Origin of the sequence: Ralstonia pickettii, from assembly GCF_016466415.2 — a bacterium.
Lineage (GTDB): Bacteria > Pseudomonadota > Gammaproteobacteria > Burkholderiales > Burkholderiaceae > Ralstonia > Ralstonia pickettii.
On record NZ_CP066772.2, the window covers coordinates 603,455 to 626,615 of the forward strand.

General features: G+C 62.1%; 26 protein-coding genes and 1 pseudogene. 10 read left to right on the plus strand and 17 right to left on the minus strand.

Annotation, left to right across the window (positions count from 1 at the left end):
* Positions 1-39 precede the first annotated feature (39 nt).
* On the minus strand, positions 40-519 hold the full coding sequence (locus RP6297_RS18950; RefSeq protein WP_009240289.1) for a VOC family protein: 480 nt from the start codon (positions 517-519) through the stop codon (positions 40-42).
* Between the two features lie 239 nt (positions 520-758).
* Between RP6297_RS18950 and RP6297_RS18955 the strand changes: the two genes are divergently transcribed.
* Entirely contained in the window at positions 759-917 is a 159-nt protein-coding gene (locus tag RP6297_RS18955; RefSeq protein ID WP_009240290.1) for a hypothetical protein, read from the plus strand.
* 52 nt (positions 918-969) lie between these two features.
* On the opposite strand, the pseudogene RP6297_RS18960 reads toward RP6297_RS18955, so the two are convergent.
* The 8 genes and pseudogenes from RP6297_RS18960 to RP6297_RS18995 form a co-directional block, all read right to left on the minus strand.
* Positions 970-2,186, minus strand: a pseudogene (locus RP6297_RS18960) (IS3 family transposase); the annotation flags it as partial.
* Positions 2,187-2,294: 108 nt separating this feature from the next.
* A complete protein-coding gene (locus tag RP6297_RS18965) occupies positions 2,295-3,155 on the minus strand; it encodes a DUF2242 domain-containing protein (RefSeq protein WP_199517410.1) in 861 nt (286 codons plus the stop codon).
* A gap of 181 nt (positions 3,156-3,336) precedes the next feature.
* Positions 3,337-3,915 carry a hypothetical protein gene (locus RP6297_RS18970; protein WP_223293321.1) on the minus strand — a complete coding sequence of 193 codons (579 nt, stop codon included), beginning with the start codon at positions 3,913-3,915 and terminating at the stop codon, positions 3,337-3,339.
* Between the two features lie 57 nt (positions 3,916-3,972).
* Positions 3,973-4,398: a hypothetical protein gene (locus RP6297_RS18975; protein ID WP_009240295.1), complete on the minus strand. Its 426-nt coding sequence runs from the start codon at positions 4,396-4,398 to the stop codon at positions 3,973-3,975.
* A 156-nt stretch (positions 4,399-4,554) separates the two neighbouring features.
* A complete protein-coding gene (locus RP6297_RS18980) occupies positions 4,555-4,791 on the minus strand; it encodes a hypothetical protein (protein WP_009240296.1) in 237 nt (78 codons plus the stop codon).
* 10 nt (positions 4,792-4,801) lie between these two features.
* The gene (locus tag RP6297_RS18985; RefSeq protein ID WP_009240297.1) at positions 4,802-5,542 is read right to left on the minus strand and encodes a metallophosphoesterase family protein; all 741 of its coding nucleotides are present in this window, start codon (positions 5,540-5,542) and stop codon (positions 4,802-4,804) included.
* A gap of 9 nt (positions 5,543-5,551) precedes the next feature.
* Complete coding sequence (locus RP6297_RS18990; RefSeq protein ID WP_009240298.1) at positions 5,552-5,962, minus strand: hypothetical protein; 411 nt, start codon at positions 5,960-5,962, stop codon at positions 5,552-5,554.
* Between the two features lie 25 nt (positions 5,963-5,987).
* A complete protein-coding gene (locus tag RP6297_RS18995; protein WP_009240299.1) occupies positions 5,988-6,398 on the minus strand; it encodes an Imm63 family immunity protein in 411 nt (136 codons plus the stop codon).
* Between the two features lie 300 nt (positions 6,399-6,698).
* Here RP6297_RS18995 and RP6297_RS19000 point away from each other — a divergent pair, with 300 nt between their 5' ends.
* The 3 genes from RP6297_RS19000 (at position 6,699) to RP6297_RS19010 (ending at position 10,113) form a co-directional block, all read left to right on the plus strand.
* A complete protein-coding gene (locus RP6297_RS19000; RefSeq protein WP_009240300.1) occupies positions 6,699-7,676 on the plus strand; it encodes a restriction endonuclease in 978 nt (325 codons plus the stop codon).
* 86 nt (positions 7,677-7,762) lie between these two features.
* Positions 7,763-9,409 (plus strand): P-loop ATPase, Sll1717 family, encoded by a 1,647-nt coding sequence (locus tag RP6297_RS19005; RefSeq protein WP_223293322.1) that lies wholly within the window; start codon positions 7,763-7,765, stop codon positions 9,407-9,409.
* A gap of 425 nt (positions 9,410-9,834) precedes the next feature.
* Positions 9,835-10,113, plus strand: coding sequence for a hypothetical protein (locus RP6297_RS19010; RefSeq protein WP_009240302.1), 279 nt, complete (start codon positions 9,835-9,837; stop codon positions 10,111-10,113).
* A 338-nt stretch (positions 10,114-10,451) separates the two neighbouring features.
* Here the strand turns inward: RP6297_RS19010 and RP6297_RS22780 are convergent, their stop codons facing one another.
* On the minus strand, positions 10,452-10,673 hold the full coding sequence (locus tag RP6297_RS22780) for a response regulator transcription factor (protein WP_080725239.1): 222 nt from the start codon (positions 10,671-10,673) through the stop codon (positions 10,452-10,454).
* Between the two features lie 162 nt (positions 10,674-10,835).
* Positions 10,836-11,906 (minus strand): FUSC family protein, encoded by a 1,071-nt coding sequence (locus RP6297_RS19020; RefSeq protein ID WP_009240303.1) that lies wholly within the window; start codon positions 11,904-11,906, stop codon positions 10,836-10,838.
* 285 nt (positions 11,907-12,191) lie between these two features.
* Between RP6297_RS19020 and RP6297_RS19025 the strand changes: the two genes are divergently transcribed.
* Positions 12,192-14,363: a PTS sugar transporter subunit IIC/EAL domain-containing protein gene (locus tag RP6297_RS19025; protein ID WP_009240304.1), complete on the plus strand. Its 2,172-nt coding sequence runs from the start codon at positions 12,192-12,194 to the stop codon at positions 14,361-14,363.
* A 15-nt stretch (positions 14,364-14,378) separates the two neighbouring features.
* On the opposite strand, the gene RP6297_RS19030 is transcribed toward RP6297_RS19025, so the two are convergent.
* A complete protein-coding gene (locus RP6297_RS19030; protein WP_009240305.1) occupies positions 14,379-14,978 on the minus strand; it encodes a hypothetical protein in 600 nt (199 codons plus the stop codon).
* 305 nt (positions 14,979-15,283) lie between these two features.
* Entirely contained in the window at positions 15,284-15,520 is a 237-nt protein-coding gene (locus RP6297_RS19035) for an alpha/beta hydrolase family protein (protein WP_050775631.1), read from the minus strand.
* A 54-nt stretch (positions 15,521-15,574) separates the two neighbouring features.
* On the opposite strand from RP6297_RS19035, the gene RP6297_RS22785 reads away from it, so the two are divergent.
* Positions 15,575-16,072, plus strand: a complete 498-nt coding sequence (locus RP6297_RS22785; RefSeq protein WP_306303470.1) for an addiction module antidote protein — start codon at positions 15,575-15,577, stop codon at positions 16,070-16,072.
* A gap of 141 nt (positions 16,073-16,213) precedes the next feature.
* A complete protein-coding gene (locus tag RP6297_RS19045; RefSeq protein ID WP_009240307.1) occupies positions 16,214-17,131 on the plus strand; it encodes a DMT family transporter in 918 nt (305 codons plus the stop codon).
* A gap of 31 nt (positions 17,132-17,162) precedes the next feature.
* On the opposite strand, the gene RP6297_RS19050 is transcribed toward RP6297_RS19045, so the two are convergent.
* Positions 17,163-17,972: an MASE4 domain-containing protein gene (locus tag RP6297_RS19050; protein ID WP_009240308.1), complete on the minus strand. Its 810-nt coding sequence runs from the start codon at positions 17,970-17,972 to the stop codon at positions 17,163-17,165.
* Positions 17,973-18,356: 384 nt separating this feature from the next.
* On the opposite strand from RP6297_RS19050, the gene RP6297_RS19055 reads away from it, so the two are divergent.
* Positions 18,357-19,175 carry an enoyl-CoA hydratase gene (locus RP6297_RS19055; protein WP_009240309.1) on the plus strand — a complete coding sequence of 273 codons (819 nt, stop codon included), beginning with the start codon at positions 18,357-18,359 and terminating at the stop codon, positions 19,173-19,175.
* A gap of 109 nt (positions 19,176-19,284) precedes the next feature.
* On the opposite strand, the gene RP6297_RS19060 is transcribed toward RP6297_RS19055, so the two are convergent.
* Positions 19,285-20,199, minus strand: coding sequence for an alpha/beta fold hydrolase (locus tag RP6297_RS19060; RefSeq protein ID WP_009240310.1), 915 nt, complete (start codon positions 20,197-20,199; stop codon positions 19,285-19,287).
* Positions 20,200-20,314: 115 nt separating this feature from the next.
* Here RP6297_RS19060 and RP6297_RS19065 point away from each other — a divergent pair, with 115 nt between their 5' ends.
* Positions 20,315-20,800 (plus strand): winged helix-turn-helix transcriptional regulator, encoded by a 486-nt coding sequence (locus tag RP6297_RS19065; protein ID WP_024974505.1) that lies wholly within the window; start codon positions 20,315-20,317, stop codon positions 20,798-20,800.
* Positions 20,801-21,059: 259 nt separating this feature from the next.
* Here RP6297_RS19065 and RP6297_RS19075 read toward each other — a convergent pair whose 3' ends face one another.
* Together RP6297_RS19075 and RP6297_RS19080 are read right to left on the minus strand one after the other, a co-directional pair.
* On the minus strand, positions 21,060-21,218 hold the full coding sequence (locus RP6297_RS19075; RefSeq protein ID WP_004628097.1) for a hypothetical protein: 159 nt from the start codon (positions 21,216-21,218) through the stop codon (positions 21,060-21,062).
* Positions 21,219-21,360: 142 nt separating this feature from the next.
* Complete coding sequence (locus RP6297_RS19080; protein ID WP_009240312.1) at positions 21,361-22,296, minus strand: GlxA family transcriptional regulator; 936 nt, start codon at positions 22,294-22,296, stop codon at positions 21,361-21,363.
* Positions 22,297-22,396: 100 nt separating this feature from the next.
* Between RP6297_RS19080 and RP6297_RS19085 the strand changes: the two genes are divergently transcribed.
* A complete protein-coding gene (locus RP6297_RS19085; protein WP_009240313.1) occupies positions 22,397-23,083 on the plus strand; it encodes a DJ-1/PfpI family protein in 687 nt (228 codons plus the stop codon).
* Positions 23,084-23,161 lie beyond the last annotated feature (78 nt).

Genomic DNA, 23,161 nt, shown 5'->3' on the forward strand with positions numbered 1-23,161 from the left:
CGTGCAGCGTCGCTGCTCCGGTTTCAACCCCCGGCAACGTCACCCCCGCCGCGCCGCCTCAATCGCCGCGATGTCGATCTTGCGCATCGTCATCATCGCGTCGAAGGCGCGCTTGGCCGCTGCGTGGTCCGGATCGGTATAGGCCGCAGTGAGCGCGCGCGGCGTGATCTGCCACGACAGGCCCCACTTGTCCTTGCACCAGCCGCAGGCGCTTTCCTGCCCGCCGTTGCTGACGATGGCGTTCCACAGCCGATCGGTCTCGGCCTGGTCGTCGGTGGCAATCTGGAACGAGAACGCCTCGCTGTGCTTGAACTGCGGGCCGCCGTTCAGCCCCAGGCACGGAATGCCCGCCACGGTGAACTCCACTGTCAGCACGTCGCCCTCCTTGCCGGCGGGGTAGTTGCCCGGCGCGCGGTGGACGGCGGTGACTTTGCTGTCTGGGAAAGTCTGGGCGTAGAAGTTGGCCGCGTCCAGCGCATCGCGGTCGTACCACAGACAGATTGTGTTTTTGCTGACCATGCGTGTCTCCTCACCGGGCGGGCGCCGGCATGTGAGGTGGAGGCGGTCCACAGCTTGCGCGCCCGTGATGTGACGTGGATGCCTTTGCCACTGCCGTGGCTTGCACTCTCTCACATTCCTACGCTTGCGACGGTACTGATTCTCGTAGGTTTGACGCCCGCGTTGAGTGTTCAATGGATGCCGCCAAAACAGAATTTACGCATTTGGAACTCTAGGCAATGAACGTATAGTGCGTGCCCATGAAACGAGACCTGTTTGCTGAACTGAAAGAAGGAATGGATGCGCTTGCCGCAGAACGCGAAGGCAAGGCGACTCTCCCAAAACTCAAGGCGGGTAAGCCTGAGCCGGTGGAGGTAAATTCGAGCCCCGAAACCCTGCAGATGCCAGACGACGTCTAATGCGACGCCTGTCAAGTCCTGCCATAGGTTGACACAGTGCTCAGTCAGCGAGCGCCCGATGCACCGCATCGGGCGTTTTGTATTTCAAGGCCAGATGAGGCCGTTCGTGGTTGTAGATATGCACGGCCTGCGCCACCATGCGTGCGGCCTGCTCTAGGTCGGCGGGGCGCTTGAGCAGCAACTCCCCTTTGAGGATGCCGTTGACCCGTTCGGCCAGGGCATTCTGGTAGCAGTCGTAGCCGTCGGTCATGGAGCACGTGATGCCGTGCCGCTGATGGATGCGCTGGTACTCGGCTGAACAGTATTGGATGCCCCGATCCGAGTGATGAACCAGAGGCTGTCGCGTATGGCGCGTCTTCAGCGCCATCTTCAACGCCTGGGCGACCGACTCGGCATGCAGGCTGTCATGCACGCGGTAGCCCACGATCTTGCGCGAGTAGGCGTCAGTCACCAGACTCAGGTACGCACAGCGCTGGGCGGTCGGCAGATAGGTAATGTCGGCCACCCAGACCTGCTCCGGCCCGGTGGGGATGACCTGGTTCGGGCCGTCCTTGAGCAGATTGGGATGGCGCCGGAAGCGATGATGACTGTGTGTGGTCTTGTGATACGCCCGCTGCGGCACGACCAGCAGCCGGGCTGCACGCAGGATATCGAACAGGCGATCCCGGCCAACCTGGATGCCTGCCTCGGCCAGGGGCGTGCGCAGCACGTGCTGGAGCTTGCGCGTACCCAAGCGCGGCTGGCGCAGCCGTAAGTGGTTGACCAACGCACAGACCTTGGCCTCACGCGCGCTTTGCCGTGTCTCGCTTTGCTGGCGTTTGTAGTACGCCTGGCGGCTGATGCCAATGTAGCGGCAGGCCCTGCCCACACTCAGCCCTTGGACGAGCTTTTGCGTGAGGACCTGCCCGAAGGCTTTTTTACGACGCGCGCCCCATGCTCTTTCTGGATCACGTCGATCACCGCCTCGAACAGGCGTGCCTTCTCTTGGGCCTCCCGCAACTGCACTTCCAATTCCTTGATGCGCTGCTCTGGCGTGAGCGACTTGCGCTGGCTGCTTTGATTTTCCATCGTGGTTTTGGCCTCCGCTGAGGCGCTCCAGTCCTGTCGTCCGTGCTTGCGCAACCATACCAGCACCGTCGAGCGACCCTGAATGCCATAGCGTCGCTGTGCCTCTTTGTAGGTCAGCTCGCCTTTTTCCACCTGCTCAACCACTGCCAACTTAAAAGCCAGCGTGTAGTCCCTCTGCGTTCGCTTCTTCTGCCCTTCCATCTTGACGCTCACTCCCTGTCGGGGAAAAAGTGTCAACCTTATTCAGGACGGGTCAGCCCCAACAAAAAAGCCGCCCCAAAGGCGGCTTTGTTCTTTTGGTAGAGCCTCTCAGCTCGCCCCACCCGTCGTCGAACTGGCGGGTTCAGACGCAGGTGCCGGGCTAGGCGCCGCTGCGGGTGCCGTTGGCGTAGTCACCGCAGGCGCCGATGCCGGCGCAGCCTCAGCAGGCGCCTTCGGTGCCGGTGCAGCAGCCGGAGCCGAAGCCGGAGCCGAAGCCGGAGCCGCCACCGGCACAGGCGGCGCGGCCGGCGTAGGCACCACGGGCGTCGTCATCTTCATGGGCTCGCCTTGCGGCGTAGGCGCGGGTTCGGGCAGCGGGGCCACGTGTTCCTTCTCCGCCGCCTTGGCCACCTTGTGGTCTTTGCGGGCGGGGTCGATCTTCAGGAAGTGGTCGACCAGGTTGAAGTAGCGCTCGTAAAACACCCCAGCGGGAATCGTCTCGCTGGCCACCTTCACCATCGAATCGTCACCCGAGCCGATGGGCAGCGACACCGAGCCCAGGATGCTCAACCCCACGCTTGCCGACGTGCTCGTCTTCTTGAGCGTGTAGCGGTCTTGCACCGCGTTCACATAGGCCGTGCTGGAGGTGCCGTCTACATTGGCCTCTGCGCACACCACGTGGAACGAGATCACCACGTGCGAATCGTTGCTCGGCTGGAAGTTCTTGCTGCCGTCGATCGTGTCTGCGCGCGGCGAACTCGACACATAGCCCTGACTCAGCAGCGCCCGGCGCGCCGCCTCGCACGTGGCGTCAGACTTGGCGTGGAAGGTGCGCGCGTAGGGGCTTGCCGTCGCATCGAACTGCTCCTGCTGATAGAGCGGCGTGGGCGCAGAGCTGCACGCAGCCAAAGCGGCAGCGATGCTGGCAGCGGCACACAAAACGGACAACGGACGGAAGCGGTAGGGCATGGCGTTGGGCAAAAGGGCTCGGCCGGATGGTGGAGCGGGCCGGTGGCGCCACTTCAGGTGCGGCGCAAGTTTTGTGCGCGGCAGGCGGTGGCGGCGTGGGCGGGTGGCCGGGCGTCATTATAAGTTTGTCGGGTGACCCCTCGCCGCATTTACAAACGATGGCCGGGGCATATGACGTTTCTCAAATGCGCCGAAGCAGCGTAATGCCGTCCGATCTGCCCACGCCTGCAAAACCTATTGGTGCTCCAGAGAACAACGGCGTTGGCCCAGCCAGCCAGCGGCACAGCGGAAAGTCTGTGAAGCTGCCTCGCACTATATCTTGCGGCTGCAAGTCGACGTCCAGCTCAAGCTCCCAGCCTGCGGCAATAGCAAACGTGTCGGCCGCACGGCTGATGGCTTCTGCCGCATGCAGCAGGTGCGGCTCCAGTTGCGCGAGCGGCAAGTTCAGCGGCACAGGCAGAGACACCACAAAGCTCGCCCGCATGCCGTTACTTTCCGTATGGATGCTGCTGCGCGCGCCATCGAGCGGTGCCACCCGGTTGCCATACACGAAGAGCAGTTCATGCTCGCCGGGCTGCTCTTCAAGCAGGCGCGGGGCTGTGGACCACGCTTCGCATTCCGACGCCCCGGTCACGTAGTTGATGCGGAAGACCTCCTGCGGTTCGCCAAAGAACCGGGCAAAGGCCGCCGCCAATGCGGAGATGGTTGTCAGCCGATCTGCGGGCGATGTCGCGCGCTCCAGCACGATGGCGACATTCATGTGCTCGGGCATGGCGTGGGAGATTGGGCGGGGCGGGGTGGAGGATATTTGCGGCTATTACGCAGGGGGAGCGACCGGTGTTTGGTCTCCCACTGTCGGACTTGCAGGCCGAGCCGCAACCAACGCCCGCCGCCGCAGCAAGAACACAATGGCTCCGACCGGAATACCGAAGCTCAAGATGAGTGGCGCGTACGGACCCGCGGTATATGCACCGGCGCCCGGTATGGCGAAGCTAAACAGTTGGAAGCTGAGGTCGCCGGTCGTCCAGTTGAAGAAGAACCGTGTCACGCCGAGTGCAACGAACAGGAGCCAAAGCCATTTGCGCTTGGAGATCGGCGTGCGGAAGCAAAGCACCAGCACGTACAGCTCGAACAATGCGACGCCAATCACCAGCCCGAGCACGAAATAGTGCAGCAATCCCTTGCCCGCAAACTTGAAGGCATTGGTCTCACGCAGTGATTCCTTCTCGGGATAGGCGTGCATGCCGATAATTCGAAGTTGCGCATCCTTTCTTTGAAGCATGACGTTTGTGAGCAGCCACGCGTTGGGGTACTCGTATTCGTAAGTCAGGTTGTAGGTCGTAACGCCGTTGTGCGTGTTGGTCTGTGTGCCTACAAGACGGATGCTCTTGGGCTGCGCCTATGGAAACGCATCGGCCATCTTCGCTAGTGTGTCTCGCGTTTCCGGCGTTTTCAGGCTGGGATCGAGCTGACTATCGAGCGCGCCGAAGTTCTTTGCGATCAGCTCAGAAAGCATGCGTTGAGCGACGGCGGATTCCTGTTTCGGGGCAAACGCCTCGAGCACCGCTTGCTGGCTGCACCCCGCAAGTAGTGCAAGAACTGCGAATACGAGAACGAGTTTTTGATAGAAGCGCATATTGGTTTCCCTAGACTTGCACCCTGCCAGTGCGCAAAGCAACCGCCCAATCCTGCCGGCCTCGTTGCTCCGCAATCGCCGCCGCATCGTTCCACGCGTATTCAACAGCACGGAACTCGGCCGTCCATTCACCTGCGTGTTCGGTCACGACGGCATAGCGCGCATGCGGGCTGCCGGTTTCAATCGTGTGGGCAAACGGATAGGCATCGCTGTAGGCCTGCAGGCCGACGCTGCCCGGGTTGACGATAAAGCGGCCGTCGGCCAGCTTCATCGCGCGTGGCATATGCGTGTGCCCACACAGCACGAGCTTTGCGTCGGCATCTTCTGCGCGATAGAGCACTTCATCGTGCGTTGCCGCGCGGCATCCATTCTCAGAAAGGGATTCCAAAAAATAGGTCTGGTCGTCCTGGGCCGACCCATGAACGAGCAGAACATCGTCGTCGATGTACCGGAGCACGGGCAGGCTGGCAAACCACGCGAGCTGATCCGGCCGCAACTGCTCAAACGCATACTGATCCGACGCACCCATGCGTGACGGGTCGCCCGCCAGAACCTGCCTTTCGTGATTGCCGCGAATGGTCGGCAGGTTCAGCGCCATCAACTGATCCACCGTTTCGCGCGGTTGGAGCGGGCCGGATGCAATATCGCCCAGATTGACGATCAGATCGACGCCTTGGGTTTGAATGTCTTCCAGCACAGCGTCCAGCGCAGCGAGGTTGCCGTGAATATCGGAGAGGGCGGCGATTCTCATGTGCAAAAGTTAGTAAGCGAGCCAGTTTTCAGCGCCGTTGAACGTGTAAGAGCGTTGTTCAGATGCCGGCCCCGCCCCGTCTAAGTGCGGCCAGCGGAAACAAAAGTCGCCCATATAAAAAGGCAGCACGAAATACCGCCTTCCCCCCAGATCGAACACCGCTGTCTTCCGCTCGATGCGCTTTTCCATCCAACTCATGGCGAGCAAGCGGGAGTCTGGCGTGCAGGCAAAGTGGCATCCCCAGGCATAGCCGGGGGCGGGTACTCCGTCGATTTCGATGCGATGACACGAGTCGCCGTGGGGCGGTTCACCGTCGTAGGGAAGGCGCACGCGATGGCGGCCGTCTGGCGTGATCAATTCCAAATCGGACATCCCCGCCCAGACGGAAGAACCGTCTGCCGGAAGCTGAAGCACTTCCACCCGATCTCTCCTTGCTTGGCCGAGCCTATGCCCGGTCGTCATTAAACGGCGCGTTGCGCAATGTCTCGGCAATCTGTTCCTTCCCCCGCCGCCCCATGTCCGGATCGATGCTCGTCAGCAGTTCTACTCGCTTGCTGAACATCAACCGCCGGAAGTCCTGCCCGGGAATGCGATGCTCCAATTCATAGGCGCAGGCCATGGAAAAAGTCACGCCATCGAATATCCAGTACAGCAGTTCATCCAGATCGGATGTCGATTTGCGGAATACCTCCGTGCCCCGCTCAACGGCAACGTAATGATATTGGCCGCCCCCGATCTCGATGTGCGGGCGGGCGAAATCAGCGCTGTATCCGAACGTCGGATAGGCGTTACCGGGTGCGGCGATGCGTTCAGACAGGCGCGCGACCTCGGCCTCAATTTCTGCAAGCGTTTTCATAACGGTGGTCTGCGTAGTCGCCCTGCCCAAATATGCTGTGGCGTCTTGTACTCCCAGCAAGGCGCCGGGCTCAGATGCTAACGCAGCAAAGCGGCGGCTGTCAGCGCGAGAAAAGTGGGGTATTAACCCGCCAAAATCAAAAAACCCCACCGCCGAGGGCTTCCCAACCCCAAAACGTCGGCTATGCTATTCCCCAACAAAATCCGAAACCATTTACCTCATTCGGATTATTAAAAACCGCCTAGTCCTAAATGACTAAAAAAGGCGGCGCCAAGAAAGAAAACCTTCAAGGGTCAGGCAATGGGGCGCAGGAGAAAGAAACAACCATCCACCAGCGACGTACTCCTGTCGCTGCCATGGTGGATGCTGGCGATTGGCGCGGGCGCCAGTTACCTGATTTTTCACAACATCCTTCCGGGCGCGTTTGCGGCCAACCCGATATTGAGCGGCGTCGGCATGCTGGCGCGCGGGCTGGCCTGGATGCCTGCGCTGCTGCTCGGCTTCTTTGCCGTGCTGTCGTACCTACGGGAGCGCAGCCGGCAGGCCGATGCCCGGCTCGGCCCCCCGCGCACCGAACCGACTGGGCGATCCCGCCCGCCGAAGGCGCCGCCCCAGCCCGCCCGCAATGCAGCGGGCAGCAACACGCCCAACCCGCCTCTTCCGACTCGCAATACCCCCACGTCCGCACAAGCCGCCACGCCGGCAGAACCCGCCACGCCTCAAAGCTGGACGCTGGAGGCCATCCAGTCGCTTGAGTGGAAGCGGTTCGAGCTGCTGTGCGTGCAGTATTACGAGCAGATGGGCTTTACGGTGAAGACGGTGCCGCACGGCGCAGACGGCGGCATTGACGCCACGCTGTACATGGCTGGCCAGAGCGCGCCCGTGGCGGTGGTCCAGTGCAAGGCGTGGTCCAAGCCCGTGAAGGTGGAGCAGGTGCGGGCGCTGGGCGGCTCCATGCTGGCGCACAAGGTCAAGCGGGGCGTGTTCTGGTCTTTGTCCGGTTATGTCGGCAACCCGGTGCAGGAGTTTTCAGAGCTTGCCGGCATCCAGCTATTGGACGGGCGGGCGGTGCTTGAGCGCATCCGCGCGCTGGCTGAAGACAAGCAAGCCAGGCTGCTGGCGAAGGTGTTTGAGGGGGATTACCGGACGCCTTCGTGCCCAGCTTGTGGGGTGAAGCTGGTGGCGCGGAATGGGAAGGGTGGGGCGTTTTGGGGGTGTAGCAATTACCGGACGGGGTGTCGGTATACGTTGCAGATGGGGCACTTAAGGTCCGCGTGATTTCAATCGATCTTCAGTTGCGCTAATCGGAATATTTTGCGACTAAAAACGAGATCGAGATAAAACGTATCGAAGCGGGGGTGACGGTGAGTAATCAGGTAGGCCATGGGGTCTCTTTTCGTTTTAAAAAAAACGCTGCGATAGGTGAGCCGGATGCAGAGAGCGATGGGAAATACCTTGCGGCATGCTTTGTTGATACAGGCGACTATGATGCGCTTGCGGATGTAGAGCAACCTCAGAGAATAATAGTGGGTAGAACAGGGGCGGGGAAAAGTGCGCTGATCTCATATCTAAGAACAGACAAGGATCACGTTATAGAAATTTCTCCCGAGGACTTGTCTTTGAACTATCTATGTAATTCTGACGTGATACCGAAACTGGAAGCTGCTGGAGTTCGGCTAGATATCTTTTACGGGTTGCTATGGAAGCACGTGCTAGCAGTAGAGCTGCTGCGAAGAAAATATCAACTAAACACTGAGGAACGAACATCAAGCTGGTTGAGCAATTTTCTTGAGAGACTAAGAGGGCGCGATCAAAGCAAGGAGCGCGCGTTTAGGTATTTAAAGGATTGGGGCGATAAATTTTGGCAGGAAACGGAATATAGAATAAAAGAGGTTACGGAAAAGCTTGAGTCTGACATTAAAGCCGAACTGGGCGCCAAGTTTGGTGTTTTCGACACTAAGGCCAGCGCGGGCGCGAAAATCAACGCAGAGCAGAAGATAGAGGCGGTGAATCATGCGCAGCGTGTTGTGAACAGTATTCAAGTCAAAGCTTTGTCTGATGTACTTCATTTGCTGGCTGATGAGGTCTTTAACGACGAACAGCAAGCGTATTATGTCGTCATAGATCGATTGGATGAAGGGTGGGTAGAGGACTCACTTCGATATAAGTTAATAAGAGCACTAATCGAGGCGATAAAAACATTCAGAAGCGTTCCGTCAGTGAAGATCGTTATAGCTTTGAGATATGATTTAATCCAGAGTGTTTTCGATAAAACTAGGGACGGTGGATTCCAGGAGGAAAAATATCAGGCGTTGTTTTTGCATCTGCGGTGGACACCTGCAAATCTTGAGCAAATGCTGGATAAGAGAATATCTAAGCTGGTAAGTGAGCAATACACCACACGCCCAGTAAAGCTTAGAGAGTTGTTTCCGGACTCGATAGGGAAGGCTCGTTTTGTAGACTATTTGTTTAACAGAACTCTTTACCGTCCGAGAGATGCTATTGCTTTCGTAAATGAATGCCTTCGTAGGTCGGAAGGGCGAGGAGAAGTTACGGTTCAAACCGTTCGGGAGGCAGAGCAAGAGTATTCGAGGCAACGTCTTGCTTCTCTTATACATGAGTGGATAAATCACTATCCTAGATTGTCTGAATATTTTGAACTCTTGGAGAGAATGCCTGGCTCATTTAAATTCTCCTCCATCTCGAAAGATAAGTTGGAAGAGTTTGCCTTGAAGATGGCTGGTAATGGCGATAGTGAACGGGATCCTGTAGCGAAGGCAGCATGTGCAATGCTTAATGGGGGGTCTCCGCATCAAATGGTCGTTGTTTGGGCGAAGGCACTTTACATGACTGGTGTCTTGGGAATAAAGGCAGACAGCTTCAACTCACCTTCGTGGGCATATGCTGATATGCAGATTCCTACCGATGGTCAAATAAAGCCATCTTCAACGGCATACGTGCATCAAATGCTATGGGCTAGACTGGGTATTCGAGAACCGTCGAAATTTTAAAATGAAGTCGGCGCTTGCTTGACAAGTTACTCGATCAACCGATGCGCGTGTGATGCACCAGCTTGCCGGGTGCATATTCAACCCGCTAAACTCCCACCCGCTGCGGCAACAACCGCAGCCGAGACTGCAATCTCGCACGTCACTACCCGGAAGAAACTCAAGTTTCTACCGCTGTCGTCGTTCGCCTATACGGGCGGGCCTCGGCAGGGAGGGCCTTGGCCCTGCCGTCTTGGTAGTAACGTCGGTATTGCAGACCTTGTCGTGTGCCCGCCCACCCTCCCAGGTGGGTGGCTCCTCACTTAACCAGAGGGCAAGACAATGGATCAACCGACCCAAGCTGTACCCATCCCCATCCCACGCGGGCATCGCCCCGCAAACTGTCAGTTCACCAGCATTACGCGGCGGCCTCCGCCCGGAGGTGCCCGATGAACGTCGATGACAATCTCCTGTACGCACAGGGCGCCTTGGCCGCCAAGGAGTACCTGCACAAGGCGCGGATGGATATGAAGATGCACCGCAAGTTCGAGCCACAGACGTTGCGCTGTCATAAGCAGGTCTACGTCAAGGACAAGGCACTTGAATTCCAGGCCGGGTTTATGGACGCGATCGGGGCGTTCATTCTTAGCTCGCTGGATGGCGTGACGGTGGATCTGTTCCGGTGGGATGTTCTGCACGTGCTGGCGCGTGCGAATAAGCAGAAATAAAAGAAAAACAGCAGCAAAGCGACCCCGGGACGGCGGGGGCGCCAGGCCAGGGCACAATGCCCAGCCCCCTATGTACCCAGCCCAACGGGCTACGCACGACACTCAAAGGCCCGACCGCCACGGTCCGAGGCCCATACGCCGAGCGCCAACACCGGAGCGCCGCTCGCAGACATTCAAATTTTCGAGTTCAAACACTCGCGCGCGAGTGCGGGGAGACGCGTGCCTACCTGAAACAGTCGAGCGCCGGGGGCAGAGGGGCGTATCAGTATTTCCGTGTTCGCGCGCAGGCGTGCATTCGGCGCCTTTCGTCACCACCCCTGCACCCAGTCGTGGCCCGCCTACCGGCTGCGTTGATAAATCGTTGCCAGTTCCGTGCGGTTTCGTGCCCCCATGCGCACGAGCAGTTGGCGCATGTGGCTTTTGACGGTTTCGACGCTGATGTGCCGTTCCGCAATCTGGGAGTTCGACCGGCCGCACCCCATCTTCTGACGACATCCAGCTGTCGCCGCGCCAGGTTGGCGACCAGATCGCCTTCCTGGGCAGCGATGGGGGCCATCCATCGTTCAACGGCCGCATCCAGGGCTTCCGCGTTCAAGCTGGCGCATTGAGTGCTGTGGAGTTTGCGGCGCTGGCCCGGTGAGGTGATGCGGCATTGCTCGGCACTGGTCGCGACCACAGCTGGGGCAACTCGCAAGGGGCGCGCCTAGCCGGGCGCCCCTGCTTCACCCGATATTCCACTGCGGCGCAATCGCCAGCAGTTGCTGACGGAGGTTTTCGATCTCGTTGGCAAAACCTTCGGCCAGCGCGCTTTCCACCGTGGGCGTGCCGTAGGCGTGGCGTACCTCGGCGGAGTCGGCTGCGCGGGGTCGTGCCAGACGCGCCAACGTGCCAAACCGCAACGCGCGCGACATGCCGATCAACGTGTCGCGAGTGCGCCGGGCGCCTTCGCCGGGCAGGGCACCTGCAGGCGGCGCACCCAACGTCCCGCGCGTTGCATTGAGCAGTTCCAGCGTGCTGATGCAGATGCGCAGGCTGCGCTGGATGTCTTCCAGCCGCTCCAGGGGCACGTCAATCTCTTTGGACACCGATGGCATGAGCGAGCGCAATTGCACCAGCAGCGTATTGAGCTTAGCGAGGTGCTTGCTGCGCTCGCTCGAGGCTTCACCGGGCTGGCCGAGGCCGGCAACCGCCCGGGCGCATTCGCGCAACGCTTCGGCCAGCCGGTAGCGCCACGAGTAGGTGGCATACAGCGGCAGCGCAAACGAGAACAGCAGCGCAATCGCAATCCCTACCAGCACGTTGAGCGTGCGCCAGGCGCCGTCGAGCAGGTTGTTGTCACCATGGCCGACCACGATGACGAGCGTGATGGCGGCCAGCAGCGCGATATAGCCGCCCTTGCCGATTGCGTGATACGCGCAGACGCCGCACGCGATGGCCGTGAGTGCGTATGTGAGCGGCAGATGCCCAAGCCACGTCTGCTGGACGATGAGCAGCAGACCCGCGACGGCGCCGATGAGGGTGCCCCACGCGCGCTCTGCCGCGCGCTTGCGGATGTTGCCGTGGTGCTGCAGGCCGGCAATGACGATCAGCAGCGAGATGGTGGCCCACTCCCCATGCGGCCAGCCCAAGCCCGACGTGACGGCAATGGAGAGCAGCACGCCCAGGCCGACGCGCGTGCCATGGATGTACCGCGCATGCCGATAGCGCCGGTGCGGATCGCGCACGAGGCGGAGCAGCGAAAGAAAGGGTGCAGGCAGTTTCACGGTGCGGGGCGCACGAATGGAAATCGACATAAGCAAGATCGTTGCAGATTCTGGGGCGTGCCGTACACAGGATGGGCGCCAAGTTGGGGCCGATGCCTTGCCGCGGTGCGTTTTGGAGGCAACCGGCACGGCAAGACCTCGGGTTTCCCCTAGGTATTGCACAAAGCTTGCCATGGGCCGGTGACCATTTTGCGTATTGCGCAAAATGGCGCTTAAGTGCGTGCCGAGTCATGTCGATTAGGATTCGTAGCTCCAAAGGCAACACTTCGGGCTGCCCCGGGATTTGCCGATCCACCTCGAACAAGATCGAGTCCTATGACGACGCAGGCGCTATCGCCCTGGCTGAGGTTGTTGAGCGCCGCTGAGCGCTTCGACCGCGGGCCGTATTTCATTGCCATTCGGCGCGGGCTGGCGCTCTCGTTGCCGCTCATCATGGTGGGCGCGGTTGCGCTGCTGTTGCGCAACCCGCCCACCGCCGGCATGCGCTACCTGCTGCTGGAGGCCTTTGGCACGCGGCTGGATGCCTTTTGCGACAGCGTGCTGGCCGGCACGATCGGCATCGGCTCGCTGGTCGCGCTGTTCGGGTTTGCCGATGTGTTGGCGCAGTTGCACAACCAGCGCGCCGGGCACCGCGTGGTCAACCCCACCGTGGCGGCCGTGGTGGTGGTGTCGTGCTTCTTTACGCTCATCGCGCCGGCTGCGAACGCATCGTTGATGGCGTGGCTCTCGCTGGGGCAGGGGCTGTTTGGCGCGTTGGTGGTGGCGTCACTGGGCGGCACGCTGTTTCTCAAGCTGTGCAGCATCCGGCGTTTGCGCATTCCGTCTCACCATTTGAGCAACGATCTGCTGGTGGGCGATGTGCTGTCGGTTGTGCCGGCCGGCATGCTGACGATCCTGACGTTTGCCCTGCTCAAAGCCGGCATGGCGTGGGCGGGCTGGCTGCACTTCATGGCGATAGTCGACCCGCTGCTGGCGTGGCCGTATTCGGCAGTCTCCAATAGCCTGCTGTTTGGCTTGGGCTATGAGACGGCGGCGCAGGTGCTCTGGCTGTTCGGCATCCACGGGCCGAACGCGCTGTACACGGTGCACCAGCACATCCTGGAGCCCGCCGCGCAGGCCAATGCGGCGGCGGTTGCCAGTGGTGGCCAGCCGCCGTTCATCTTTACCTATCACTTCTTCGCGGTGTTCGCGCGCATGGGCGGCTCAGGCGGCACACTCAGCCTGATCCTGGCGCTGCTCATCTCCAGGCGCATGCAACGCGGCCGCAAGATGGCGCTGGTCGTCATGCTGCCGGCATTGTTCAACGTGAACGAGCCGCTGCTCTTCGGGCTGCCGCTGGTGCTCAACCCGGTCTATGCGATTCCGTTCCTGCTCACGCCGGTGGTGCAGATCCTGATCGCCTATGCGGCCACCGTTGCCGACCTGATGCCCAAGACCAGCTACCCCGTGGCGTGGACCACGCCGGCGCTGTTCAGCGGCTATGCGACTACGGGCTCGGTGTGGGGCGCGGTGGTCCAGCTCATCGGCCTGGTGGTGGGGGCGGCGATCTACCTGCCGTTTGTCCGCATGGCAGATGTTCTGTCCGCACGGCGCAGTCAGGATGTGCTTGCGTCTTTGCTGCAGATTGCCGAGTCGACCGAGGTGAGCCTGAAGGGCCGGCGCTGTCTGGACCTGCCCGGCGACGAAGGCCGCATGGCGGTGGCGCTGGCCAGCGATCTCGAAAGCGCCATCAAGAAAGACGGGCAGATCTTCCTGGAGTTTCAGCCGCAGGTGGATTGCTCCACCGGGCGCGTGTTCGGCGCCGAGGCGCTGCTGCGCTGGCAGCATCCGGTGCTGGGGCGCGTGGCCCCGCCGATCGTTGTGGCGCTGGCTGATGACATTGGCCAGATCGATCAGTTGGGCCTGCGGATTCTGTCGCTTGCGTGTCAGCAGCGCGCGGCCTGGCGCGGTGTCTTGCCGGACGATTTCGTGGTCGCCGTGAACCTGTCACCTCGGCAGTTGCTGGACTGCAGGCTGTACCGGAACGTGCTCGACATCCTGCGTCGCGAAGGGCTGTCGCCCACCCAGCTTGAACTGGAGATCACTGAATCGACGATGCTGCTGCCGGATATCACCGCCATCGGCAACCTGAAGCAGCTGCGCGAGGCCGGCGTGAAAGTCGCGCTCGACGATTTCGGGATGGGCCATACGTCGCTGCACTACCTGCGCGAGCTGCCGCTGGACACCGTAAAGATCGACCGCTCGCTGGCCGACGTGAGCGCGGGCAGCGTCAACGAACACATTGTGCGCAGCATTGCCAGCCTGAGCCGCACGCTGAACCTGTCGACGGTGGTGGAAGGGGTGGAGACGGCGCAGCAGCTCCAGCGCCTGTCGGCCCTGGGCTGTGACCGGTTTCAGGGGTATTTCTTCAGCCGCCCGCTGGCGCCGAGCGTTTGTCAGCAGTTTGTGCTGGATGCCAACCTGCGGCCGTTGGTGCACGCGCTTTGAGAGCGCGTGCGTGGCTTAACGGTATTTGCCCACAAAGCTCTCGCAACGACGGACGCGGCCAACCTTCGCAGCCCATCGATAGAGGCCTTCCACCAGGCTCTTGTTGACCGTGACGGGTTGACCGTTGATCTGCCCGAGCACTTCCGATTGATTCTGGTAGGGCTTCTCGAACAGCAGCTTCATCTCGCTGCCGCCGCCCAGCGCCAGGTAGACGGCTTCGCGCGGCTCGAACTGCAGTGCGAACGAGTTGCTGCGCACGCTGGCGCTTTCCACGGACTCGGCAAAGTTGGCGATGAGCGCGGCGTCTTCGGTGCTGTATTCGCATCCGGCGTCTTTCAGTTGCGCTTCGTCCACGGCCTTGAGCGACGCCATGGCGGGGTCCATCAGATACAACGTGATCGTGCGCGCCTTGCGCATCCGCGCGCTCAGCCCTTCGGCCGTCCAATAGCTTTGTTCGACCTTGACGACGGGCTCCGCCCTTGGGGCGGGCTCGGAGCTGGACGCTTGCGCTTGCGGTGCTTCCGGCATGGGTGCTTCCGCTTGCAGTGTGCCCGCTTGAAGGACTTCCGCCTGGAGCGCTTCGGTTTGGGGCGCGTCTGTCAGGGGCGCTTCCATTGAGATTTGTCCGAAGGCCACTTGGCTCATGCTGCAAGCACAGGCCAAGACCACAGAGATGATCTTTTTCGACAACTCCTACCCCTTTGAAACGTGCGTTGTTGTGTTGCGTTGCATTGCGTTCTGGATGTTAAGCCGAAGAGATGACGGAACAGCTTGGCTTGCCTGTGACGGCACAAGCGGTGCTGGGCAACCGCTGCGTGAATGATGTCGTGGACTGCAGTGCAGGCATGCCATTGACGGATCGCACACGGTGCCTGCGGTTCTTATGCTTTCGAGCCACGCATCCAATGTCACCCGCATCGCTATGCCAAGTGTTGCATAAAGAAGACCGAGATTTTCTCATCCCGAAGCATTGTGGCTTTGGCCGACAGCATTTGCCCTGCTTCCGGAAAGAGGAGCTGCTCTGCCGTTTTTCCTCTGGCTGCATATCGTTCGGACAGCCGCTTGCTCATCTTCGATGACCATGTTGTGTCTTTCTCGCCAGCGCTGATCAGGAGCGGACCGGGATAATCATCGATTGCAATGGGCTGGGACGGCATGAGTGCTTCTGAACTGCCTTCCCAAGTCCATGCTCGCCGCGCAGGGTCCCACGCCTGCCAGCCCGGGTCGCCGGGGTCTCTCCACTCGCGGGCGTCGAACGCGCCGCATATCACGGAGAGTTTGACGCTGCCGAATACCTGGACAGTGAAGAGACCATGGCCGAATTTCTGTCAGCGGCGCTCGAAACGGGGGATGCCGCTTTTATTGCGGAGTCGATCGGCGTGATTGCTCGAGCGAAGGGTATCGCTCAAATTGCAGAAGAAACGGGCCTTGGACGTACAAGCCTATACAAGGCACTGCGCGCAGAGGGGAACCCGGCGTTCTCGACGGTACTGCAGGTCATGAAGGCACTTGGATTGCGCTTGCAGGCCAAACCCGCCGTATCCAAAGAGAATGTGGAGTCCGGCAAGCGTGGGGCCAACGCCAAAGCGAAAGGTGCAAAGGTGAGCGCGTCCCGAAATGGCGGTGCAAACAAGCCTACAAGCAAGAAGCCCGCGACTCGTACCAAGCGGGGCTCTGCAACGGGACACGGAAAGGTCATCCCAACTTAACAACGGTCTGTGCGCGTCTGCTGCCCCACGCCCACACTTCGTCCCACACCAAACCGTTTCCCGCACACTCAGCGCCCAGCCTCGCTACGATCCTCCTGTATCGAGTGGCGGCAGTCTGACCGCCAAACAGGAGGGCACTCCGTGCCGCATACCACCACACCCGCATCCAGCCACGTCACTGACCTGGCCCTGCTCCTCACGCTGTCGACCTTGTGGGGCGCGTCGTACACGTTCATTCGGGCGGGCGTGGAGACCATTCCGCCGCTCACCTTCATCGCCGCCAGAACGGTGATCGCGGCAACGCTGCTGTTGGCGTGGATGCGCAGCCGCAATATCCGCATGCCCCGAGACAGGCAGGTCTGGATGCGCTTCGGCGTGCAGGCGCTGCTCAACAGCGTCGTGCCGTTCACGCTCATCGCCTGGGCCGAACGCTCGGTGGGGGCGAGTCTGGCGACCATCCTGAATTCCACATCGCCGGTCATGGTGTTTCTGGCCACGGCGTTCGTTACGCGGCACGAATCGGTGTCGTTGCGCAAGCTGGTCGGCGTGATTGCCGGGTTTGTCGGCACGTGTTTTGTGATTGGGCCGAGCGCGTTCGATGGGCTGGGAGGCCAGCTCGTTGCGCAACTGGCCATCCTGGCGGCCACGGCGTGCTATGCAGGCGCGGCCATCTACGGCCGGTCGTTCAAGGGGCTGCACCCTGCGGCGCCTGCTACCGGTTCGTTGCTGATGGGCGCGTTGGTGCTGACGCCCACCAGTCTGCTTGTGGATCATCCTTGGGCACTTCAGCCTTCTGCGCGTTCGCTGATGGCGTTGGTGGCGCTGGCGGTGTTCTCTACGGCCCTCGCGTTTGCCATTTACTTCCGGCTCATTCAAACGCTCGGCGCGATCGGCACGACTGCGCAGGCCTATCTGCGCGTGCCGATCGGGGTAGCGATCGGCGTGGTGTTTCTGGGGGAATCGTTGCCGCCTTCAGCGTGGATCGGGCTGGCGTGTGTGGTGGTGGGGGTGGCGGCAATGTCGATGCCGGCACGGGACACGCAAGTGCTGCGGGCGTAGCGCGGCACAACCGCATCACCGCGTCGATGCGTCACCGCTCCCCATCCCCCACATGACCCGCCGCCAGCCGCTTGAGTTCCGCGCGCGCCGCGGCCAACCGGGAGTGCAGCACCGTGTTCTCGATCAGCAACAGCAGCAGCACAAAGCTCGCACCCAACAGCCCGAACATGCGGCCGGCATAGAACCCCAGGTCATACCGCCCGCCGTTGAATACGGCGCTGAGCGCGACATCGCAGATCCACACGCACAGCACCACCATCAGCCAGACATCGAGCGTCAGGTGCGGGCGGCTGCGCCAGAGCGCGACCAGCGCAGCCACGCAAAAGCACCACGTGCCGCCCGCCACGATGCCCATGGTGCGCGTGTAGCGGTTGGCGGCCATGATGGTGGGCAGCAGGTGATCGCCCACGGTGGCAAGTAACACGCAGGCGATGGACGCGCCCAGCACGGCCCCCACGGTGGCCAGCGCCGTTTGTCGCGTCAGCGTGTGGACTGGGAAGCGGCCGGGCTCGCGCTCTTCGCGGCTTTTGAGCACGGCGTAAGCGATGACAAACAGCGGAAAGCCCGTGTGCCAGAACATGTAGATCCAGGCGGTGCTCTGTGGCCCGGCGCCCAGCAGGCCACCGGATGCGAACAGCCCCGGAAATGACAGCAGGTGCCCCACCGCCGTGGCGGCCGTGAACAGGTAGCCGCTGGCGAGCGCCAGCATTGCGCGCGACCGCGTGATGGCGAACTGCCCGAAGAGCAGCGCGGCGGTAATCAGGTCATTGAGGATGAGGGCCGATTCGTAGATCGGCACGAACGATGGAAGTTGCGCCAACTGCACCTTGGCGAACGGCACACGGCCGACACCAGCACCACCAGCGACAGTATGGCCACTGCCTGCGCCATCCAGTATGTCCGGCGTCCTGGCGAGAGGTTCAGCAACAAGCCTCGCTGCATGTCCAGCGTTTCCGTCATCCCGTTGGCCCCCTTGCGGTGACTGTGTCACTCGTTCGCTTGTGGTGTGACTTGCTGTGCGACTGCGCAGCCCGGGTGCAACCCCTGCTATAGACGCGTGATAGTCAGCGGCCTGCCCGATGTCAACGCGGCGAAGGGGTAGAACTTTCAGGCCTGGTGCCGCTGGCGGCCAGCAGGGTGTTACGGGGAACGCCCGAGTGCGGCTTGCGTTGTGCGGGAATAGACTGGTGGCCACCCCACGGCACCGCCCTGCAAAGGAGTGCGCATGCAACCTCATTCCACCACTGCCGCCACGGCAACCCCCGCCACGAACGACGCACTGGTTCTGCGCGACGACCACGACGGCGTCGTCACCCTGCGGCTGAATCGGCCCCTGCAGTTCAACGCGTTGTCTGAAGCCATGCTCGATGCGCTGCAGCGCGTATTGGACGACATTGCACAAGATGCGACGGTGCGCTGCGTGGTGCTTGGCGCCGAGGGCAAGGCGTTCTGCGCCGGGCACGACCTGCGTGAAATGCGCGGCACGCCGGAGCTTGCGTATTACCGGGCGCTGTTTGCGCGCTGCAGCGTGGTAATGCAGGCCATTCAGGCGCTGCCGGTGCCGGTCATCGCGCGCGTGCATGGCGTGGCAACGGCGGCGGGTTGCCAGTTGGTCGGCAGTTGCGATCTGGCCATTGCCTCGGATGCGGCGCGGTTTGCGGTGTCGGGCATCAACGTCGGGCTGTTCTGCTCGACGCCAGCGGTGGCGTTGTCGCGCAACGTGCTCGCCAAGCGCGCGTTCGACATGTTGGTGACTGGGCGCTTTATCGATGCGGCCACGGCGGTCGACTGGGGCCTGATCAACGAGGCTGTGCCGGCGGCGGACCTGGATGACGCGGTTGCCCGCAAGGTGGCGGACATCGTGTCGAAGAGCCCCACCGCCATCCGCTATGGCAAGGCGATGTTCTACCGGCAACAGCAGATGCCGCTTGCCGATGCCTATGCTTACGCAGGCGATGTCATGGCCCGCAACATGATGGATGAAGATGCCGGCGAGGGCATCGATGCCTTCCTGGAAAAACGCCCCGCCCGCTGGCGCGCGTAGGCGCTGTTGGGGCGGGGTCAGGCGGCCGTGCCCGGACATCGCGACTGAGCGCCGCCTGCGCTCGGGCGCCGGATACGCGGTTGGGTGGCAGCCAGCGAATGCGACGCCATCACGTTTGCGCGAGAAACGTAGCGATGCGATCGGCAATCGCATCGGGTGCATCTTCCAGGCTGTAATGTCCAACGCCAGGCAACCGATGCACCGGTGCATCCGGAAACAGCTCGCTGAACAGCGGCAGGAAATGTTCCGCATGCAACGTGCGATCGGCCATGCCCCAGATCGCCATGGCGGGTTTGGTGACAATGGCACGGCGCGCTGCAGCGTCCGGCAGTTCAAAACGATGCGCGCCGGTAGCAAAGCCTTTGGCCCAGCCAATGGCGCCCGCGCAGTCCGCCGGCGTCGCAAAGCGCGCGCCGTACGCCTGCAACCACGCATCGTTGATGAGCCCGTGGTCTTTAAAGCCATTGAGCTTCAAGGTGCTGAGGATATTGAAGCCGAGTTCACCCAGTACGGCTTCAAGACGCCCCTCGGATTCGGCCCGCACGATCCACTGAAACCACGGCGATACCGCCGCATTGGCGGCCAGACGTTCACCCAGCGTCGCCTGCCCGAACGGCGTCGGCCCATTGACGCTGACAATGCGCCGCATGCGGTCCGGATGCCGTGAGGCCAACCCCATCCCGACTGGTCCGCCAAAGTCGTGCATGACGAGCGTGAGATCGCGCAGGTCCAGCGCAAGCACGAAGCGCTCGAGGTTGTCGATGTGGTCTTGCAGCCAGTAGCTGCGTGATGGCGGCGTTCCGCTCTTGCCGAAGCCCATGTGGTCGGGCACCACCATGCGGTGGGTGCGGCGCAGCACCGCGATCAGGTGTCGGAAGAGGAAACCCCACGTGGGCTCGCCATGCAGGCACAGGACGACTTCGCCATTGGCGGGGCCCTCGTCCACGTAATGCATCGGAAAGCCCGGTGCATCGGTAAAGCGAGGTGCATAGGGGTACATCCCATCGAACGTATCAGTACGCATACCGTGCCTCTCTTCATTCATGTGGTTGCAAAATAAAACCGTTGCGTTATAGCAGTCGAGGTTTTATATTGCAACCACATTCAATGTGAGGGCGCGCACGGTATGCGCGATGCAGATGGTCAAACGTACGAGCCACGCAGATTCTCTTTGCGGCGTTGCCAGGCCGCTGGACGCCATTGGCGACGGGTGGTCGCTGCTTATCGTTCGCGATGCGTTTGACGGCCTGCGCCGCTTTGGTGAGTTTCAGCGCAGTCTCGGACTGTCGAAGAACATCCTGGCGGTGCGCCTGCGCAACCTGGTTGCGCACGACATTCTCGAGACGGTGCCGGCGTCCGACGGCAGCGCGTATCAGGACTACGTGCTGACCGAGAAAGGGCGCGCGCTGTTTCCCCTGCTGGTGGCGCTGCGGCAGTGGGGTGAAGCGTTCTGCTTTGCGCCGGATGAGGCGCACGTTGTACTCGTCGACAAGGCAACGGGTAAGCCGGTGCCTCGCCTTGAACTCCGTGCGCAGGACGGGCGCGCGCTGGCACCGGAGGATACGGTGGTCGTCCACCCATCGGCCATCAGGCCGACGAAGCGCCAGCGGGCGAAGGCGGGCTGAGCGTTAGCGCTCAGGCGCGAGCCGCCGTTTCACTCGGCAAGACCCAGCCGTTCGAGCAGGCGCCGGGTATCGGAAGGCGCTTCGACCTTTTTATCGTTATCAGCGGATGCGATCGGCCCAGCGGTCGAGCGCGGCATCGGCATAGGCGCCGCTGTAGAGCGCATCGGCGCCATGCAGGCGGAGGTCGACGCGATGTCCTCTACCAGCCGCAGCGGCCATTCGATCAGGAATGCGGGTTGCCCTGTGCGCGCGGTGCGCGTCACCGATGCGGCGCGCTCACCTGCGCTTGCACGTGCATCAGGCCGGTTTGCGGCGCGTGCAGGCCCAGCGGCTCGTCGGTCAGATCGCGGGCAAGCGAATACGCCGTGATCACGGCCAGCGTGACGCCCACGATGGCCAGCATTTCCCGGGTGTCCATACGCATCTCCTCCTTGGCTCCTTAGGTTCCTTGTGTGCGTGGTTTGCGCCCTGTCTTGTCGGTGTCGGGCGGCGTTGCAGCACGGACGCAAAGTTCAGGCCTGAGGAAGCCAAATGGCGGAGTGACGCGGGTGTTTGCTGTCTTACCGTGCGCGCAACGAAGACGGCGGCACGCCCAGCAAGCGCTGAAAACTGCGGCGCATGCGCTCGGTATCGCCAAATCCGCACTCGGTGGCCACCCGCTGCATGGAGACGGCCCCGCTTTCCAGCGCGGCGCGGGCCGCCTCAACGCGCAATTTTTCCACGGCTTTTGCGGGGGTGAGACCGGTTTCGACCTGGAACGCCCGGGCGAAATGGCGCGGGCTCATGCAGGCGTGCTCGGCCAGATCGCCCACGCGGTGCGGTGCGCCCAGGTTGCGCCGCACGTGGTCGAGCAGCGGCTTGAAGCGGCCGCGTGCCGAATCCATCTCATTCAGCGCGGAAAACTGCGACTGCCCGCCCGGCCGGCGGTAGTACACGACCAACTGCCGCGCCACCGCGCGTGCCAGGCGCTCGCCCAGGTCGTCGGCGATGAGCGCGAGCGCCAGGTCAATGCCGGCGCTGATGCCGGCGCTGGTCCAGATGGGGCCGTCGTTTACGTAGATGTGGTCCGGTTCGAGCTGCACCTGCGGGAACGCGCGCGCGAACTGCTCGCTGCGGCTCCAGTGGGTGGTGGCGCGCCGGCCGTTCAGCAAGCCCGTGGCGGCCAGCAGCAGGCTGCCCGAACACACGCTGGCAACGCGCGCGCCGCGGGTTGCGCAGCGTTGCACGAAGCGGCGCGTGCGTGCATCGGCCATGGCGGCATCCACGCCGTCGCCGCCGGCAATGAGCAGCGTGTCGACCTGGCTGGCCGGGGGCAGGGCGTCGGCATCCCAGCGGGCCCCGGAAGAACTGCGTACAAGGCCAGCCTGCGCGGCAACCGTGCGCAGCGCGTAGTGGTCGTCCCGATACCGGCTGGCGACTTCAAACGCCGCCACCGGCCCCGCAGCGTCGAGCAGTTGGAAGTCCGGAAAAATGAGTACAGCGATGCGGTGGGCCATGGCAGAAAATGTGGGAGACTGGTCATTGCTGCCAACACGATAGAGCGCGATCCTGTGAAGCGTCAACCTGCCATCACATCACTTTCAGGAGATCCGAACCATGACGACTTCCCCATTCATCGTTGTCTTTGCGCTGTACAACCGTGTCACCCAGCTCGACTTCACCGGTCCGCATGAGGTGTTCTGGCGGCTGCCCGGCGCGCAATGCGTGGTGGCTTCCGCAGCCGGTGGTGAGATCCATGCCGATGGCGGTCTCACCATCTCGAACGTGCAGAGGTTGGCGGACATTCCGCATGCTGACCTGATTTGCGTGCCCGGCGGTTTCGGTGTGATCGAAGCCATGGAAGACGCAGAGTTCGTGCGCCAAGTGCGGCGCCTGGCCGACGGCGCACGCTATGTGACGTCCGTCTGCAGCGGCTCGCTCGTGCTGGGCGCGGCGGGGTTGTTGCAGGGCAAGCGCGCGGCCTGCCACTGGGCATGGCGCAACCTGCTGCCCGCGTTTGGCGCCACCGTCGACGAAGCCCGCGTAGTGCGTGACGGCAACCTCATTACCGGCGGCGGCGTGACCGCGGGCATCGATATGGCGCTGACGGTCATGGCCGACATTGCCGGTGCCGAGCATGCGCAGGCCGTGCAGCTCGGTATCGAATATGCCCCCGCGCCGCCGTTCGATTGCGGCCGCCCCGAGCGTGCGGCACCGGAGATTCTTGCAGCAGTGACGTCGCGGCTGGATCATTTGCGTGCGGATCGCCATGACGCCGTGCAGCGGGCGGCGCAGCGCCTCTGAGCGCCGGCGCCGGGCGGAGCCGGATTGCGGCGACAATGGCGTCTTTCGACGTATCCACGCTCCAGACTGGCGCCGCAT